Consider the following 15,535-nt stretch of genomic DNA (forward strand, 5'->3'; position numbering starts at 1 on the left):
GTTTTCATTAGATGTATACGCTGGGAAGATGCCTCTGGATGCATCCCGGAACAGCCTGGTGCTCCCCATTCTGGGGTTGCTGGCCGAGCGGCCGGCGCACGCGTACGACCTGGCCGGGCGGCTGCGGGAGCGGTGCGGTCACCTGCCGGTCACCCGCAGTACGGTCGCCACGTTGCTCAAGTCGATGGCGAGGGCCGGGCTGGTCACCGCCCGCGAACCCGGCCGGGTGGGCAACCGGCCGCCCCGGACGGTGTACGAGACCACCCCGGCGGGCGTCACCGGCTTCCACGACAAGGTCGAGGCCGGCCTGCGTGACGCACCGGCGGCGTCGATGGACTTCGTGCTGGCCCTGGGGTACGCGCAGGTACTGGCCGCCGGGCGTGCCGCACTGATCCTGGAGGACCGTGCCGCCCGGCTGCTGTCATCCGGGGACGCACCGGGACGCGGCCCGCTGGAGAACGAGTACTGGCGCGGCATGGTGACCGCCGAGGTCGAGTGGATCACCGGTCTGGCACGGCGGATCAGGGCCGGGGAACTCACCTGGAACGCGGCCGAGAGCAGTGATCAGGAGCGGTCAAACGACTGATCTGCCCGGTGAGGAAGGGTTAGGGTCGTTCTGCCGCACAGGAGGACCGAGCGCGAGGAGGAGCAGCGCATGGCGTCGATCGTCGTCGCGGAGGACGACACCGACGTCGCCGAGCTGCTCGCCACCGTGCTGGGCAACGAGGGGCACGCCGTGCGTACCGCATTCACCGGTCTTGACGCGCTCACCGTCATCGCCGAGACGCTGCCAGACCTGATCATTCTCGACCACCACATGCCGGAACTGAGTGGCCTGGAGGTGGCCGAGCGGCTGCGCGCCAGCGAGCTGACCGCCGCCATCCCGGTGATCATGCTGTCCGCCGCGGCGCCCGCCGGAGCCCGTGGCCTCGTCGACGTGACGATCTCCAAGCCGGTTCGCCCGAAGCACCTCCTCGACGCCATGAGGGACCTGCTCGCCGCCCGCCAGGCCGTCGCCGACGTGGCGAAGCACCTGGTCGATGTCGACCGGCTGCTCGCCGTCTCCGGTTATCTGACCCGGCCCGGCCACCCGGACGAGCTGAACGCCCACGCGGCTGAGCTCGACGGCTTCGCCGAGGAGCTGGCCCGGCTGACCGGTGCCCCGATGGCGGCGATCACCCTGGTTCTCAATGACAGCGTGTCGCTGGCCGGCTCGTTCGGGCTGCCTGCCTGGGTCCAGGAAGCTGGTGGGGTGCCGGTCGAATGGTCACCGGACACCATCGTGGTGGCCGAGGACGTGCCGGTGCTGATCCCCGACAGCCATACCTCCCGGGAACGGCTCGCGGCCACTCCGCTGTTCTCGATCAGCGGCATCAGGTCGTACGCGAGCGTGCCGCTGAACTCGTCGGAGGGCCATGTCGTCGGCACCCTCTGCGTGATGGACGACAAGCCGGGCACCTGCACCGAGGACACCGTGCAGATGTTGCATTCGCGGCGGGCTCCGGCGCTCGCTCTGCTGTCCCGCGCGGACTGAGCGACTTTTACTCCCGTACCGAGGAAAATCCGGCGGCGAATCGCCCAGATGTAACCCAAGGTTATATCAACGCCTACCGCTATATTTTTGTAGCGGCATGGTTACACTCGGACATCTGCCTCTGTATATGCGGATTAGGGTTGTAGCAGCCACAAAACGTTGATCAGCCGATCGGACGAGATCTAAATCGAGATGTGCTGCTCGTTCTCTCGTAACGAAAGGTGCGTCACAATCAGTCACGCCCATGGCGGTGGTGCGGGCAGGATGCAGCCCGGCGGAATGAGAACGCGAGAGGAACAGCGTTATGGCGGAGATCCATCACTTCGACCACGGATGGGTAACTCCGACGGTGAGTTACGTACTGTCCGTGCTCGGCTCACTTCTGGGGCTGACCGCTGCGGTGCGCCTCCGCCAATCGAAGACCGGCGGTGAGCGGGCCTGGTGGCTGACGCTCGCCGCGATCGCCATCGGCGCGACCGCCATCTGGAGCATGCACTTCGTCGCCATGATGGGCTTCAGCGTCACCGGTACGCCGATCCGTTACGACATCGGCCTGACCGTGGCCAGCGCCGTGATCGCGCTCGTCGCGGTCGGCGTCGGGCTCGCCATCGCGCTGCTGGGCACCGCCGCCCCGCGTACCCGCATCCTGATCGGTGGTGTGCTCGCCGGCCTGGGTGTCGCCGCGATGCACTACACCGGTATGGCCGCCATGCGTCTGCGTGGCGAGATCCACTACGCGGGCCGCGAGGTCATCCTCTCCATCGTGATCGCCGTGGTCGCCGCGACCGTCGCGCTCTGGCTGACCCTGAACGTCAGCAAGCCGATCGCCATCTTCGGCGCCGCGCTGGTGATGGGTGTCGCGGTCAACGGCATGCACTTCACCGGTATGGCCGCCATGTCGGTGCTCTCCGAGCAGTCGTTCGGCTCGGTCGAGGGCGCGACCGCGAGCGGTCTGCTCGTGCCGGTCGGCGCCGCGGTGGTCTTCGCGATCCTCGGCATGGTGTACGCGCTGGCCGCGGCCCCGAGCGAGGAGGACCGTGAGGCGGCCGCGTACCTGGCGGCCCGGCTCGACTCCCGCACGGCACCGGCCACCGGCACCCCGCCCGGCCAGCTCTGGGGCCAGCAGCCGCAGGGCCAGCAGGGTGGTCAGCAGGGCCAGTACGGCCAGCAGGGCCAATACGGCCAGCAGGGTCAGGCCGGCCGGTCGACGCTCGGCGGCGGCCAGTGGACCTACCGGGACCGCGACCGCGCACAGTAGATCTTCATAGTCGAAAGGCCCGTCCCGGACCGGGGCGGGCCTTTCGTCATGCGGGCTGTCATGCGGGCTGTCACTTGGGCTGGATCAGCCAGTCCCAGGCCTTCCGCAACGCCGAGACGCGGTTCTCGGCCAGGCCGGCCGGTGTGTCGGCGCTCGGTGTGGCGAGCTTGTCGACCGGCTCGCTGACGATCACGCCGTGCTCGAAGAGGCCGTCCACCTGGTCGCCACCGGCGAACCGGTGACCGTCAGCGGTCTTGACCAGCAGGCCGTGGAAGACGTCCGCACGCTCGTCGGCGAGCACGTGCTCGACCGTGCCGACGGGGCCGCCGGAGCGGTCGTAGACCGGGACGCCCTCCTTCAGGACCAGGTAGGACACGGGTGCGCCGAGGTCTTCACCGTTCTCGCTCATGTCTGTTGCCTTTACCCGGGAACAGGTCGATTCAGCATCGCTAGCCAACATCATCTTTTCGGCTGAGGTGACCTAAACATTTTGTACAACAATGGACTTTTGCCCTGAAACGCGTGGCAAAACATGGCGACATGTCTGCAATTCCCTTAGTGTCCTTTTTGCCCGCCGGATCCCCACGGCGGACATCACAGTCACTGGAGGAAGTCATGCAGAAGACGCGGCGTTTCGGAGCGATGATTGCCCTGGCCACGACGGCTGCCGGGATGGCAGCGGTGTCGGCGGCGGCTCCGGCCGCGGCCATCGGCCGCGGTCCGGCCCCAGTCTCCAACTGGCTGCAAGCGGTCCCGGCGAACACCACCAGCTGGGTCACGATCAACTGGCGTACCGACCGCCCGATCTGCGACGCGCAGATCCGAGTCCGTGGTGAGGCCATCAAGGTCGACTACCTCGGCGCGCGGCGGTTCACGACGTTCTCCCGCGGCGACGCGCTGCGGCCGGGGCGTACCGACTTCACCAAGGTTCGTGTCACGCCGATCGCACGGCGTAACAGCGTGACGAAGCTGTGGGCGACCATCTCGTACGACGAGTGCGGATGGAAGGCCCGCACCCAGACGCGCACCACGGTTCTCTCCCTGCCGGTGGTGGCGCGCAACACCTCGCCGGGTGGCAACGGCGGTCCGGGCGGCCCCGGACACGGCCACTCCGACGGGCCGGGTCAGAACGGCCCCGGCGCTCCGGGGCAGGGTGGCCCGGGCAGCGGCCACGGCGGTGGCCAGGGCGCTCCCGGTGGAAACCAGGGCGGCCAGAGTGGTCCCGGTGGCAGCCAGGGCGGTTCTGGTGGAAACCAGGGCGGCCAGGGCAACAACCAGGGCGGCCAGGGCGGCAACCAGGGCGGTTCTGGTGGAAACCAGGGCGGCAACGGGGGTAGCCAGGGCGGCAACGGTGGTGGCCAGAGTGGTCACGGGAACGGTGGCGGCGGCCACTGATCCTGTCACCGGGAAATAGGACGATGCGCGGCCGGAGTGCAATTCTCCGGCCGCGCGTTGTATTTGATCAAAGCCATCCGGATTTCTTCAATGTGCGATGGACACCGCCACCGATCACGATCATCGCGATGATCGCGCCGGCGAATCCGAACCGGGATCCGAGCCCCGGCATGATCGCGAAGTTCATCCCGAAGATTCCAGCGATCACGGTCGGCACCGCGGCGATCGCGGCCCAAGAAGCGATCTTGCGCATGTCGTGATTCTGATCGACCGAGACCTGTGTGAGCCGAGCCTGGAGAATCGACGTGACCAGCTCGTCGAAGCCGGCCACCCGGTCGGCGGCCCGTGCCAGCTTGCCGCGAACGTCCACCAGGTACGGACGCAGTTCCTCGGGCACCTCGGACAGCTCCAGCAGGCGCGACATCGGCTCGGCCAGCGGCAGCACCGCCCGCTTGAACTCCACCATCTCGCGTTTCAGCTGGTAGATGTGGGTGAACTCGGAGGACCGCTCGGTCGCGAAGGTCTCCTCCTCGATCCGCTCCAGGTCGTGCTCCACGTGTTCGGCCACGTCGAGGTAGCTGTCCACCATCCGGTTGCCGACCGCGTACGCCACCGACCAGGGGCCCTGCCGCAGGACCTCGGCGCGGGACTCCAGCTCCTGGCGTACCTCGCGGAGCGGGCCGACCGGGCCGTGCCGCACCGTGATCACGAATGACGGGCCGACCAGCACCGTGACGTCGCCGGTCTCCACCACCTCGGAGTCGGCGGTGAGCCGGTCGTGCTCGACGTACCGCGCGGTACGCAGAACCAGCCGCGTCACCTCGCCGAACACCTCGACACCCGGCCGGTGCCCACCCGAGACGGCCTGCCGCACGTGCAGCTCGTGCAGGCCGAAGACCTGGGCCACCGCGTTCATCGTGGACAGGCTCGGTTCGTGCAGACCGAGCCAGACGAAAGCGCCCCGCCGGTTTGCCAGGCGGGCCGCCTCCGCGTACGGAATCTGCCGCGACCCGAACCGGCGTGACCCGCCGGCGTAGACCGCACAGTCCACCACCGCGTCCGGGTTGCCGATCCTGGCCGGGGCCACCGGTTTCGGGGGGTGGACGATGTTCTCCAGCAGTCGCCCGAGCGCGCCTCTCATGGGCGAGAACGGTATCGCTCAGTCGGACCGTTGCATGGCTCGCACGCCGATGAGAAGGCCGAACACCGCTACGACAGTGGCCGCGATCACACCTTCCAGGGTGCTGCGGGTCAGTACGTCGCCGTTGAAGAGGGCTCGCTCGGCGTTCACCACGTACGTCATGGGGTTGATGTGGGAGAGCGCCCGCAGCCAGCCGGGCCCGTTGTCGAGCGGCAGCAGAACCCCGGCGAGCAGGAGCAGCGGGAAGATCAGCGTCTGCTGGACGGTCCAGAAGAGCCACTCCTTGTTCTTCGCGGCGAGCGCGAGGGTGTAGGAGAGCGCACCCAGGCCGATGCAGAACGCGGCCAGGATGAAGAGGCCCAGCAGCGCGCCGGGCAGGTGCAGCTCGAAGCCGAACGGGATGCAGACCGCGACGATCAGGACGGCCTGCGCGATCATCGGGACGATCTCCTTGAGCGCCCGGCCGATCAGCAGGGCGGGACGGCGCAGCGGGGTGACGAGCATCCGCTCGTGCGAGCCGGTCTGCATCTCGAAGAGCAGGTTGGAACCGGTCATTGAGGATCCGAAGAGGCAGGACATCACGATGATCCCGGGGACGAACCACTGCAGCGAGTTGTCGCCGGGCAGCAGCGGTGCGAAGAGGCCGAGGAAGAAGAGCGGCTGGATCATCGAAAAGATCACCGAGAACGGGTCACGAATGACCGGGCGCAGTTCACGGCTGAAGACAACGCGGGTGTCGGTGAGCATTTTCAGACCTCCACAAGATCGTCGGTACGGCGGCTGCTGTCTTCGCGAAGGCTTCGGCCGGTGAGGGTGAGGAAGACGTCGTCCAGGGTGGGCCGGGTGACCTCGATGGAGGTCGGCGTGACCGGCAAGGACGCCAAGATCTTCGGAGCTTCGCGGGGTCCGTCCTCGGCGGTAAGCCGGATATATCCGCCTTCGTGCTGGGCGCCGAGCACCGCTGCGGCCTTTGCCGCTTCCTCGGAGCCGGCGAACCCCAAGATCACCCGGTCGCCCACGTGCTTGGCTTTCAGCTGCTGCGGCGAGTCGTCCGCGATGATCCGGCCGTGGTCGATGACGATCACCCGCTCGGCCATCGAGTCCGCCTCGTCGAGGTAATGCGTGGTCAGCACGATCGTGGTGCCGTGCTCGGCGCGCAGGCGCACGATGTGCTCCTGCAGGTTGGCCCGGTTCTGCGGGTCCAGCCCGGTCGACGGTTCGTCGAGGAAAAGCAGCTCAGGCGCGTGGATCAACCCCATCGCGATGTCCAGGCGGCGACGCTGGCCGCCGGAGAGGGTGGAGACGGTACGGTCCGCCACGTCACTGAGTCCTAGTGAGTCGATCAGCTCGGCCGCTCTGGTGCGGGCGGCGCGGACGGTCATTCCGTACGCGCGGCCCTGGCTGATCAGCTCGTCGCGGCCGCGCTGGCTGTGCCCGGCGCCGTTGCCCTGTCCGATGTACCCGATCCGCAGCCGCACGTCGCGCTGCCGGCGGACCACGTCGAAGCCGGCCACCTCAGCGCTGCCCGAGGTCGGCGGGATGAGCGTGGTCAGCATGCGAAGAGTGGTGGACTTGCCGGCGCCGTTCGGGCCGAGCAGCGCGACCAGCTCGCCTCGGGCCACCGTCAGGTTGATGCCGTCGACCGCGCGGACGTCCTTGAAAAGCTTCGTCAGCTCTCGCGTCTCAATCATCATGCTCTCGACGCTAGAGTTCGAAGCGGCCACTTCCTGACCGCAATACGATGGAGTCTGAGGACATGGCGAACACGAGTGCACGGATGCTGCGGCTCCTGTCGCTGCTGCAGACCCATCGTTACTGGCCCGGATCGGAGCTGGCCGATCGGCTCGAGGTCAGTCCGCGTACCCTGCGGCGCGACGTCGACCGGCTCCGCGACCTGGGTTATCCGGTCGACGCGGCCCGGGGCGTGGCCGGTGGTTACCAGCTCCAAGCCGGTGCGGCGATGCCGCCACTCCTGCTCGACGACGAGGAGGCGGTCGCCATCGCGGTCGGGCTCCGCAGCGGCGCTGCCGGCGCCGTCGCCGGTTTCGAGGAGACTTCGGTACGCGCACTCGCCAAGGTCATCCAACTGCTCCCGCCCCGGCTGCGGCGCCGCATCGACGCGTTGCAGGCGGTCACCGCGCCCGGCGTCTTCGGTGGCGGCCCGGTGCTCGACGCGGTCTCGCTGACCACCATCGCGATGGCCTGCCGGGGTGAGGAGCGGCTGCGTTTCGATTACACCCCGCGGGCCGGCGAGGCGATGGTCCGGCACGTCGAGCCGCACCGGCTGGTCTCGCTCGGCCGCCGGTGGTACCTGGTGGCCTGGGATCTGGACCGGGGCGACTGGCGCAGTTTCCGAGTGGACCGGCTCACCTCGCCGGCGCCGACCGGTGCGCGTTTCCGCCCGCGCGAGCTGCCCGGCGGCGACCCGGTGACCTGGATGCGCTCGCGGATGGCGTCCATCCCCAACAGGTACGACGTGTCGGTGCTGATCGAGACGCCGGCCGAGGCGGTCCGGTCGTTCGTCGGGCAGTGGGGAGCGGTGGAGCCGGTGTCCGCGTCGGCGTGCCGGTTACGGATGAGCGTGGACGATCTGAGCTGGCCGACGATGGTGCTCGGGGTGCTCGCGCGGCCTTTCACCATCGAGTCGCCTCAGGAGCTGCGCGACCGGGTCAGGGTGGCCGGGGAGACCCTGATCAGGGGATCGTCCTGATCGGACGGATCGGCGCCCCCGTGGCGCCGATCCGCACGTTCAACGTATCGATGGGGTACGACATTTTCCGTCAGATTTCCCGGCGCAGCCGCAGGGACCAGGCGTCCTCGTCGTCGGTGGAGCCGTAAGCGCGGCGTTTGCCGTGGATCGTGAATCCACGCGCCTCGTAGAACGGCAGCGCCATCTCGTTGCCGACCACCGCGGCGACCCACATCTCGGTCGCGCCCAGCTCGCGGACCTGCTCGGTGACGCGGTCCAGGAGCAGGGAACCGAGGCCGCGGCCGCGCTCGTCCGGCTCCAGATAGATCATGGCGAGCTCGCCGACGCCGGGCGCGGTGAGGCTGCCGGCGGCGACGCCGAGAACGCGGCCGCCGTCCTCGACCACCTGGTATCCGAGCCAGTTCGGCGGCGCCGGGGCGATGTCCTTGGTGATCCGCTCCGGGACGTAGAACTCGGCGAGCATCCGATCGCGGTATCCGGCCGGGAGAATCTCCTGGTAGGTGGCCGCGTAGGCCCGGGCGCAGATGCCGGCGATCGATGTCACGTCGGCTTCGCGGGCCGATCGTACCTTAGGCATTTTGGGATGATAATTCCCGTTGGCGGATGTGGTCGTCATGCCACTCGGAGCCGACCAGGAACCGTTTCACGCCGACGATCTCGAACCCGTGCTTCGCGTAGAACCTCGCCGCCCGGACGTTCTTCTGGTTGACGCCGAGCCAGCAGCTCGCCGCCCCGGTCCGCGCCGCGCTGGACAGCGTCTCGGTCATCAGCGCCTGCGCCGCGCCCGACCCGTGCCGCTCCGCCGCCAGGTAGAACTTGCTCAGCTCGATGCTCGTCGCCTCGTCGACCACGGCGGCCACATCGGCGTCGGTGATCCGGTCGCGGATCAGCATGGCGTAACCCACCGGCTGATCATCCTCGGACACCAGCACGATGATCCGGTTCGGGTCGCCGAGATAGCGGACGAAGCTGTCCTCCGACAAATTCTTCGCGATGAACTCGTCGATGTCCGTCTGGGCGGTCCCCGGCGGGCAGGCCAGCCCGAACGTGCGAGCCGCAAGATCATGCAGGATCTGCTCATCGCCAAGGACGCCGTGACGCGTGGTGATCGTCATGGAGAAACAGTTTAGAGTCTTCAGAGTGCGCGCTTTCACGAAGCAACTCGGCGATGTGATCCCTCGCCCGGCCTCGGTGCGGCCCGTCCCGGCCGCATCATTCACGATCATTCCCGGTACGGGAGTGAGCGCGACCGGCGAGGCGTCCGGTGTCGCCGGATTCCTGGCGCAGGCGCTGACGAAGGCTGTCGATGGCCCGATCCCGATCGGTCCGGGCGGGGCGATCCGGTTGTCGGTGGATCCGTCGCTGGAGGCCGAGGGTTACACGCTGGAGATCACCGATGCGGGCGTGGAACTGCACGGCGGGAGTCCGCAGGGGCTGTTCTGGGGCGTTCAGACGCTGCTGCAGCTGGGCACGTCGCTGCCCGGCGGGTTGATCTCGGACGCGCCTCGGTACGAGTATCGCGGCGCCATGCTGGACATCGCGCGGCACTTCTTCACCGCTGACGAGATCAAGGCGCACATCGACCTGCTCGTCCAATTCAAGATCAATCACCTGCACCTGCACCTCACCGATGACCAGGGCTGGCGGATCGAGATCCCGGGATGGCCGCTGCTCACCGAGGTCAGCGGTGGCGCCGGCACCGGTGTCGACGGGGCCGGGCCGGGGTTCCTCACGCTGGCTGCCTACAGCGACGTCGTTGCTTATGCCGCGGCCCGATTCGTGACGATCGTTCCGGAGATCGACATGCCGGGACATGTGAATGCTGTGCATCACGCGTACCCGTCGCTGACCGCTGACGGGCAGCCGGTTCCGCAGCGGGTCGACGCCGAGGTCGGGTACAGCTCACTGGTCGCCGGCAAGGAGGAGACGTACGCCTTCGTCGAGGACGTGATCCGGACCCTGTCCGACGTGACGCCCGGGCCCTATCTGCACATCGGCGGTGACGAGTGCCTGTCGACGCCGCCGGAGGACTATCGGACGTTCCTGGCGCGGGTGCTTCCGCTGCCGGGCAAATACGGCAAGCGGGCGATCGGCTGGCACGAGATGGCCGCTGTCGACCTGCCGGAGACCGCGGTCGTGCAGTACTGGCGCATCGAAGCCGCTGACGAGGACACGGCCCGCGCCGCGACCGAGGGCCGGCGCGTCATCATGTCCCCGGCAGACCGGGCCTATCTCGACATGAAGTACGACTCGGACACCGTTCTGGGGCTGGACTGGGCCGGGTTCGTGGATGTGCGCCGCGCTTACGACTGGGACCCCGCGGACCGGTTGCCCGGTGTCCCGGAAGAGGCGTTGCTGGGGGTTGAGGCACCCCTGTGGTCGGAGACGCTGCGAAGCGTGGCGGACGTGCAGTTCCTGACGCTGCCCCGGCTGCCGGCTATCGCCGAGGTCGGCTGGTCCCGGCGCGAGGTCCGGGACTGGGAATCGTTCCGGGCGCGGGTCGCGGCGTTCGGCCCCCGGTGGGAGGCGGAAGGCGTGTCGTACTACAGGTCTCCGGAGATCCCCTGGCCGTAAGCGACGGCTGTACCTCGTGAGGGCGATCGCGCGGCACTGATCGGGGACGGCGGTGGCGGCCGTACAACTCCCTGCGGGACCGTGAGGCGTGTCCGGCAACGAATTGGCCCTAGTCTGGGCCCGGTTCGAAGGAGGAACACGGTCTTGAGCAACAGTGCGCGATCAGCGGCGGCCCCGGTTGCGGCCCTCGCCGGATTTCTGCTGATCGTGGCGGCGCAGCTGGCCCTCGTCCTGGTGATCCTCTGGGCGGTGCTGTCGATTCTGCCGAGCACCGTCGCGGTGCGCGCGGGGGTTCCGCTGAGCATTGCCACATTCGGAGCTTTTGGGTACGCGACCTGGCGCGCCCTTCAGACCAGGAGGCGACTGCCGGCCGGCGTGGAGGTGACCCGGGACCGCGCGCCGAAGCTGTGGGAACTGGTCGACGGCGCGGCCAAGGCTGCTTCCGTCGCTTCACCGGACCGTCTGATCGTGGTGGCCGAAGCCACCGTCACGGTCGGCGAACGGACCCGCCTGCTCGGGATCGTCGGCGGGCCCCGCGATCTCTACCTGGGGCTTCCGCTTCTTCAGGCGTGGGAACCCGCACTGCTGCGGGCCGGTGTCGCGCACGAGCTGGCGCATTTCTCGCCGCGCCTCAGCCGGTGGGCGCCTGTCGCGTACCGGGGCCGGGTCGCGGTCGGGCGGGTGGTTCCGCGGATTCATCGGCGCAATCCGGCCGGGGTGGCGTTGCGTGCTTACGCCGGGTTCTATCGGAGGATCGATGCGCCGTTCAGCCGGGCGCAGGAGTTCGCCGCGGACCGGATCGCGGCCGAGCACGCCGGTGCGGAGGCGGTCGTCGCGGTGCTGCGTGACCTACCGGCGCTGGCCGGGATGCAGCGGTTGTTCCACGCCGAATATGTAGCACCCGGCTGGCAGGCCGGTCTGGTGCCGGATGACGTCTTCGGCGGGTTGCTGCGAGTGCTTGCCGCCCGGTCAGCGGAGATGGCACAGCTGCGCGGCCAGGAGCCCGAGCCGGCCGGCCCGTCGGACAACCACCCGCCGGTCGCGGAGCGGATCGCCGAGATGGAGAAGCTGAAGCCGGCCACCGCCACGACGCCGGAACCCGAATCCGACACGGCCAGCACGGCACCTGAATCCACGGAAGCGCCCGGATCCATATCAAAAACCACGTCCGAGGAACCACTCGCGGCGGAACCTGACCCTGAGCTTGTGCCGGATCTTCCACGGCTCGGGCGGGCGCTTCAGGACGTCGCGTACCCGGCCGGTGGGCGTACCGTCGTGTCCTGGGATGAATTTCTCAGCCTGGCTCGCACCGCTGAGATGGAGCGGGAGGCCGAGGCCGCGCTCGCGACCGTGTCCCGCGCTGCCGGAAGTGAGGTGACCGGCCCGGCCCAGGTGCTGGAGCTTGCCGCCGACGGCCGGTTGCGTGCCGCGGCGCAGGTGTTGTTCGCCGGGAACTCGCCGGAGGAGACCACCGAGCGGATGATCGATCTGCTCGGGCTGATGCTGGCGCTCGCCGCGCTGCGCAGCGGTGTCGTGCGGTGGCGGCACAGCTGGACCGGGGCGGCCGAGGTGGTGGGTGTCGACGGCTCCTACCTCAACCTCGCTGAGCTCGCCCGGGCGGCGGCCGAGCCGGGGATGGTCCAGGACGTGCGCGAGTACCTGGAGAAGATCGGTGTTGATCTCGCAGCGACGGCTGGTGACGGCGTACCCGCGCGCAGCCAGATTCTCGGTGGGCTGGTCAATCTCACGGCCGACGGTGTTCGCACCGATCTGTTGATCACGGATCTGGGGTTGCTGCTGGTGCCCGGCCTGCCTCGGGGCCGGGGGCACGAGGCGAAGCGGCGGCTCACGAAGTTCGCGGCTGACGGCGTGTCGGCGGGTGGAGTAACCACAAGGGCGACAAATCCGCTAAATCCGGTGGGGGAGCGATTTCTCTCCTACGCCGACGTGACCGGCGTGACCACCCTCCCCGGTCGCCGGAAAGGCTGGACCATCGACCTCCGCGACAACACAACGGTTAATTTTCGCCAGGCTCTCGACGCCGACGAACTCCCCGGCGGCTGGAAAGCCTGGGACGATGCAGTGACATTCCTCACCGGGACCCGGCCGGTGATCCCGGATCAGCGCTCCTCGATCGAAACATCGACTGAACCCTCTGAGCCGGACCTGCGTACCCAGGGCCAGACAGTCTCATCCCCGACGGATGAGCAACCGTTACGTCACTTTGGGTCACAATAACCTCAGGAGATGTTCGCTTCACCGTCGGCTGAATTGGGTAGCAGGGTCAGCGGTCGAGGCGCGACGATCGTCTCCATACCGGGGGAGGGCGCTCATGGAACGCGGTCCACTGACGCTCTTCGGGGCCATCGTCTCGGTCGGGCTCGGTCCGGCCCTCTGGCTCGGTGCCCAGCTGGGCACCGTCAACGTCGCGCCGAACGAGCGTCCCGCTCCCGTCGGCGAGGAGCAGTACCCCGCCACGGACATGGACTTCGGTGGCGTCGGCGCCGGTGAGACACCGGACCAGGCGGACTGGATCCAGGTCTACCCCGACCCGGCGGTCTCCGCGACCTCGCCGAGCCCGTCTCCCGCGCAGTCGTCGAGCTCCGCGGCCGCGATCGTCGTGACGCCCAGCTCCTCGTCGCCGTCGCCGTCGTTCAGCCCGTCGGCCGCGCCGTCCACCAGCGAAAGCATCGAAACCAGCGCACCCGTCGTCTCGCCGAGCCCGTCGCTCGACGAGGAGCCCTCACTCGAGCCGTCCGAGGAGCCGACCGACGAGGTCAGCGAGGACCCGGAGCCGTCCGGCTCGCCGTCCGAGGACACCGGCGGCGGCGCACCGCTGTCGAGCTTCACACTCAACTGACCTGGACAAACATCAAGGGAGGGGAGCCGATGGCTCCCCTCCCTTTCTGCCTTGCGAGATCTACAGGCCGAGGAGCCGGTCCAGGATGTCTCGGTACGCACGAAGCTCCACCCGCAACGACTCGGTGTCATCGGTGCCCTTGGCAAGGGAACCGCGGTGATCACGCAGTGCCGTGGTGAGCTTGTCGACGGCCTCGTCGACCAGCGTGGCGGCCTCGCCGGTGGCGCCCTTCGGGTCGTCGACGAAACGCAGCTGCACGTCACGCCAGCGGTCCTTCAGTGCCTGGGTCTCACCGGTGGGGAAGAACGCCACGGGACCGTCGGTGACGGCGGCGACGACGGGCTCAGGCTCGGGCTCGGTCACGACCTCGGGGTCGGTCACGACCTCGGGTTCGGTGACGGTCTCGGGCTCGTCGGCCACCGCGGCCTTGTCATCGAGAATCGTGTCGTCGTCCCGCTTCAACGCGTCGGCGTCCTTCTCCTCGTAGGCGTCCACGGGCTCGTAGGCATCGGCGGGCTCGTAGACATCGGCACGCCTGTCGGCGGGCTCGGCGTCGGCGGGCTCGTCGATCGCCGTGGCCTTGTCCTCAAGGGGCAGGTCGACCGTTTCGTCCGGCGTGTGCCGTCCCGGCTCGTCCGAGAAATCGGATTTGTCGGTTCGGGCGCCGATCGGAACAGTCTTGTCCTGGTCGGTGGTGTCGAGCGCGACGGTCCGGTCGGCATCCGACTCCGGCAGGCGGTCATCGAGCGAATCGCGGGCGTCGAGCGAGTCGCGGGCGTCGCGAGAGTCGATGGAGTCGTAGGAATCGAACGAGTCGTGCGAATCGCGAGAATCGCGGGTGTCGACGTCGTCCGCCGCGGCGGGCGCCGGCGTTCCGAACGCGGCCGGCTCGGTCACCTGCGTCCGGTCGGTGTCGGCCGGGCCGTGCTGCCACGGTGATCCGGCCCGCTGCTGGGGAACCTCCGCCGCGGGCGTGTCCTGCCCGGTCCGGTCGGCGGTGTCCTGGTCCTCGACGTTGTCCTTGGCATCGTTGGAGAAGAAGCGCATCGTTGGTGCTCCTCAGCGGCTGGTGGCGTCGGGGCGGGAGCGCGCGACGCCGGGTTCGGGGGCGGTGTCCTCAGTGTCGGTCACGGTGCGAGCCGGCGCATCGTCCGTGATCGTGTCGTCGGCCGGAGTGCGAGGGGCCGGGGCGCTGGTGCCGGTGCTGGTGCTGGTGCCGGCGATGGAGCTGCTGCCGGCGACCGGCTCTTCGCCGAGCAGGTCGGCGAACAGGGCGCGGTAATGGACCAGGGCCTGCCGCAGGTCCTCGGTCTCGGTCTCGTCGTTCTTGCTGCGCACGCTGATGTCGTGAGCGGACCGGTAGTGCTCAAGCGTGGAGGCGTGCTCGACCGACAGGTTGGCGAGGTGCTCGTCGTAATCGCCGGTCGGGTACCCGCGCTCGGTGATCAGCTTGGTGACCAGCTCATCGGCGGTGGAGACCGCTTGCTTCGGGTCGTCCACGAAACGGATCTGGACTTCTTCCCACGCGGCGGAGTACTTCGACCGTGACTCCGGCGACAGTGGACTCAGCTCGAACTGGGCGTGCCGCTTGGTGCGCTCGTTCAGCTCTCGTTCCGCCTCGGTGCGGTTGCCGGTGTCGGCGACCACACGGTCGTACTCGGGGCCGAAGGTCTGCTGTAGCCGGCGGCGCCGCATTGCCGGGATGCCGAAGGCGAGCGCTGCCAGGACCAGCAGGACCACAACGATCAGGACGATGGTGAGGGTGGCGGACATCAGTTCCTCCTTCTTCCCAAGGAGGTATTCCCACCTGATACCGGGCGCCAACCCTCAGGTTCACGTTCTGCCTGAGGCGCACTGTCGTAACCCCGACGATCTCTTTAAAAAGATCGCACGCCGATCTGGCTGGACAAACGGGACGGATGCTCAGCATCCGGGAGACCGGGGAGCTAGCTGAGACGCACGTCATTACGTATTCTTCCGGAGCGCGTGCGCCCGAGCATGACGGTCGTCCCATTCTGATCGGCCGCCAGGGGAGGCAGGCGCATTGATCGTTTCCTACCGAA

Annotated in this window: 16 protein-coding genes; 8 read left to right on the forward strand and 8 right to left on the reverse strand. The window is 68.4% G+C overall.

Annotated features, from left to right (window positions below; translation table 11 throughout):
* Nucleotides 1–28: 28 nt before the first annotated feature.
* The 3 genes from ACQP2E_RS05135 to ACQP2E_RS05145 all read left to right on the forward strand — a co-directional run bounded on the left by ACQP2E_RS05135 (nucleotide 29) and on the right by ACQP2E_RS05145 (nucleotide 2,792).
* Nucleotides 29–586, forward strand: a complete 558-nt coding sequence (locus tag ACQP2E_RS05135; RefSeq protein WP_433828718.1) for a PadR family transcriptional regulator — start codon at nucleotides 29–31, stop codon at nucleotides 584–586.
* Between the two features lie 69 nt (nucleotides 587–655).
* Nucleotides 656–1,534 carry a response regulator gene (locus ACQP2E_RS05140; RefSeq protein ID WP_433828719.1) on the forward strand — a complete coding sequence of 293 codons (879 nt, stop codon included), beginning with the start codon at nucleotides 656–658 and terminating at the stop codon, nucleotides 1,532–1,534.
* 349 nt (nucleotides 1,535–1,883) lie between these two features.
* A complete protein-coding gene (locus ACQP2E_RS05145) occupies nucleotides 1,884–2,792 on the forward strand; it encodes an MHYT domain-containing protein (RefSeq protein ID WP_433828720.1) in 909 nt (302 codons plus the stop codon).
* A gap of 70 nt (nucleotides 2,793–2,862) precedes the next feature.
* Here ACQP2E_RS05145 and ACQP2E_RS05150 read toward each other — a convergent pair whose 3' ends face one another.
* A complete protein-coding gene (locus tag ACQP2E_RS05150; protein ID WP_433828721.1) occupies nucleotides 2,863–3,201 on the reverse strand; it encodes a PRC-barrel domain-containing protein in 339 nt (112 codons plus the stop codon).
* A gap of 206 nt (nucleotides 3,202–3,407) precedes the next feature.
* Between ACQP2E_RS05150 and ACQP2E_RS05155 the strand changes: the two genes are divergently transcribed.
* Nucleotides 3,408–4,187: a hypothetical protein gene (locus ACQP2E_RS05155; protein ID WP_433828722.1), complete on the forward strand. Its 780-nt coding sequence runs from the start codon at nucleotides 3,408–3,410 to the stop codon at nucleotides 4,185–4,187.
* A 67-nt stretch (nucleotides 4,188–4,254) separates the two neighbouring features.
* Here the strand turns inward: ACQP2E_RS05155 and ACQP2E_RS05160 are convergent, their stop codons facing one another.
* The 3 genes from ACQP2E_RS05160 to ACQP2E_RS05170 are packed head-to-tail and all read right to left on the reverse strand — an operon-like array spanning nucleotide 4,255 to nucleotide 7,019.
* Nucleotides 4,255–5,328, reverse strand: coding sequence for a magnesium and cobalt transport protein CorA (locus ACQP2E_RS05160; protein WP_433828723.1), 1,074 nt, complete (start codon nucleotides 5,326–5,328; stop codon nucleotides 4,255–4,257).
* 18 nt (nucleotides 5,329–5,346) lie between these two features.
* Nucleotides 5,347–6,075, reverse strand: coding sequence for an ABC transporter permease (locus ACQP2E_RS05165; protein WP_433828724.1), 729 nt, complete (start codon nucleotides 6,073–6,075; stop codon nucleotides 5,347–5,349).
* Nucleotides 6,076–6,077: 2 nt separating this feature from the next.
* The gene (locus ACQP2E_RS05170; RefSeq protein WP_433833771.1) at nucleotides 6,078–7,019 is read right to left on the reverse strand and encodes an ABC transporter ATP-binding protein; all 942 of its coding nucleotides are present in this window, start codon (nucleotides 7,017–7,019) and stop codon (nucleotides 6,078–6,080) included.
* A 65-nt stretch (nucleotides 7,020–7,084) separates the two neighbouring features.
* Here ACQP2E_RS05170 and ACQP2E_RS05175 point away from each other — a divergent pair, with 65 nt between their 5' ends.
* A complete protein-coding gene (locus tag ACQP2E_RS05175; protein ID WP_433828725.1) occupies nucleotides 7,085–8,038 on the forward strand; it encodes a helix-turn-helix transcriptional regulator in 954 nt (317 codons plus the stop codon).
* Nucleotides 8,039–8,108: 70 nt separating this feature from the next.
* On the opposite strand, the gene ACQP2E_RS05180 is transcribed toward ACQP2E_RS05175, so the two are convergent.
* Nucleotides 8,109–8,615, reverse strand: a complete 507-nt coding sequence (locus ACQP2E_RS05180) for an N-acetyltransferase family protein (RefSeq protein ID WP_433828726.1) — start codon at nucleotides 8,613–8,615, stop codon at nucleotides 8,109–8,111.
* Nucleotides 8,608–9,153 (reverse strand): N-acetyltransferase family protein, encoded by a 546-nt coding sequence (locus tag ACQP2E_RS05185; protein ID WP_433828727.1) that lies wholly within the window; start codon nucleotides 9,151–9,153, stop codon nucleotides 8,608–8,610. The genes ACQP2E_RS05180 and ACQP2E_RS05185 overlap by 8 nt, the downstream gene beginning before the upstream one ends.
* Before the next feature lie 25 nt (nucleotides 9,154–9,178).
* On the opposite strand from ACQP2E_RS05185, the gene ACQP2E_RS05190 reads away from it, so the two are divergent.
* From ACQP2E_RS05190 to ACQP2E_RS05200, 3 genes are all read left to right on the forward strand, one after another.
* Nucleotides 9,179–10,612, forward strand: coding sequence for a beta-N-acetylhexosaminidase (locus tag ACQP2E_RS05190; RefSeq protein ID WP_433828728.1), 1,434 nt, complete (start codon nucleotides 9,179–9,181; stop codon nucleotides 10,610–10,612).
* A 144-nt stretch (nucleotides 10,613–10,756) separates the two neighbouring features.
* Nucleotides 10,757–12,850: a M48 family metallopeptidase gene (locus ACQP2E_RS05195; protein WP_433828729.1), complete on the forward strand. Its 2,094-nt coding sequence runs from the start codon at nucleotides 10,757–10,759 to the stop codon at nucleotides 12,848–12,850.
* 94 nt (nucleotides 12,851–12,944) lie between these two features.
* Complete coding sequence (locus tag ACQP2E_RS05200) at nucleotides 12,945–13,472, forward strand: hypothetical protein (RefSeq protein ID WP_433828730.1); 528 nt, start codon at nucleotides 12,945–12,947, stop codon at nucleotides 13,470–13,472.
* A gap of 60 nt (nucleotides 13,473–13,532) precedes the next feature.
* On the opposite strand, the gene ACQP2E_RS05205 is transcribed toward ACQP2E_RS05200, so the two are convergent.
* A complete protein-coding gene (locus ACQP2E_RS05205; protein WP_433828731.1) occupies nucleotides 13,533–14,519 on the reverse strand; it encodes a hypothetical protein in 987 nt (328 codons plus the stop codon).
* Nucleotides 14,520–14,531: 12 nt separating this feature from the next.
* Nucleotides 14,532–15,245, reverse strand: a complete 714-nt coding sequence (locus ACQP2E_RS05210; protein ID WP_433828732.1) for a hypothetical protein — start codon at nucleotides 15,243–15,245, stop codon at nucleotides 14,532–14,534.
* Nucleotides 15,246–15,535: the final 290 nt, after the last annotated feature.

Origin of the sequence: Actinoplanes sp. CA-015351, assembly GCF_050955685.1 — a bacterium.
GTDB lineage: Bacteria > Actinomycetota > Actinomycetes > Mycobacteriales > Micromonosporaceae > Actinoplanes.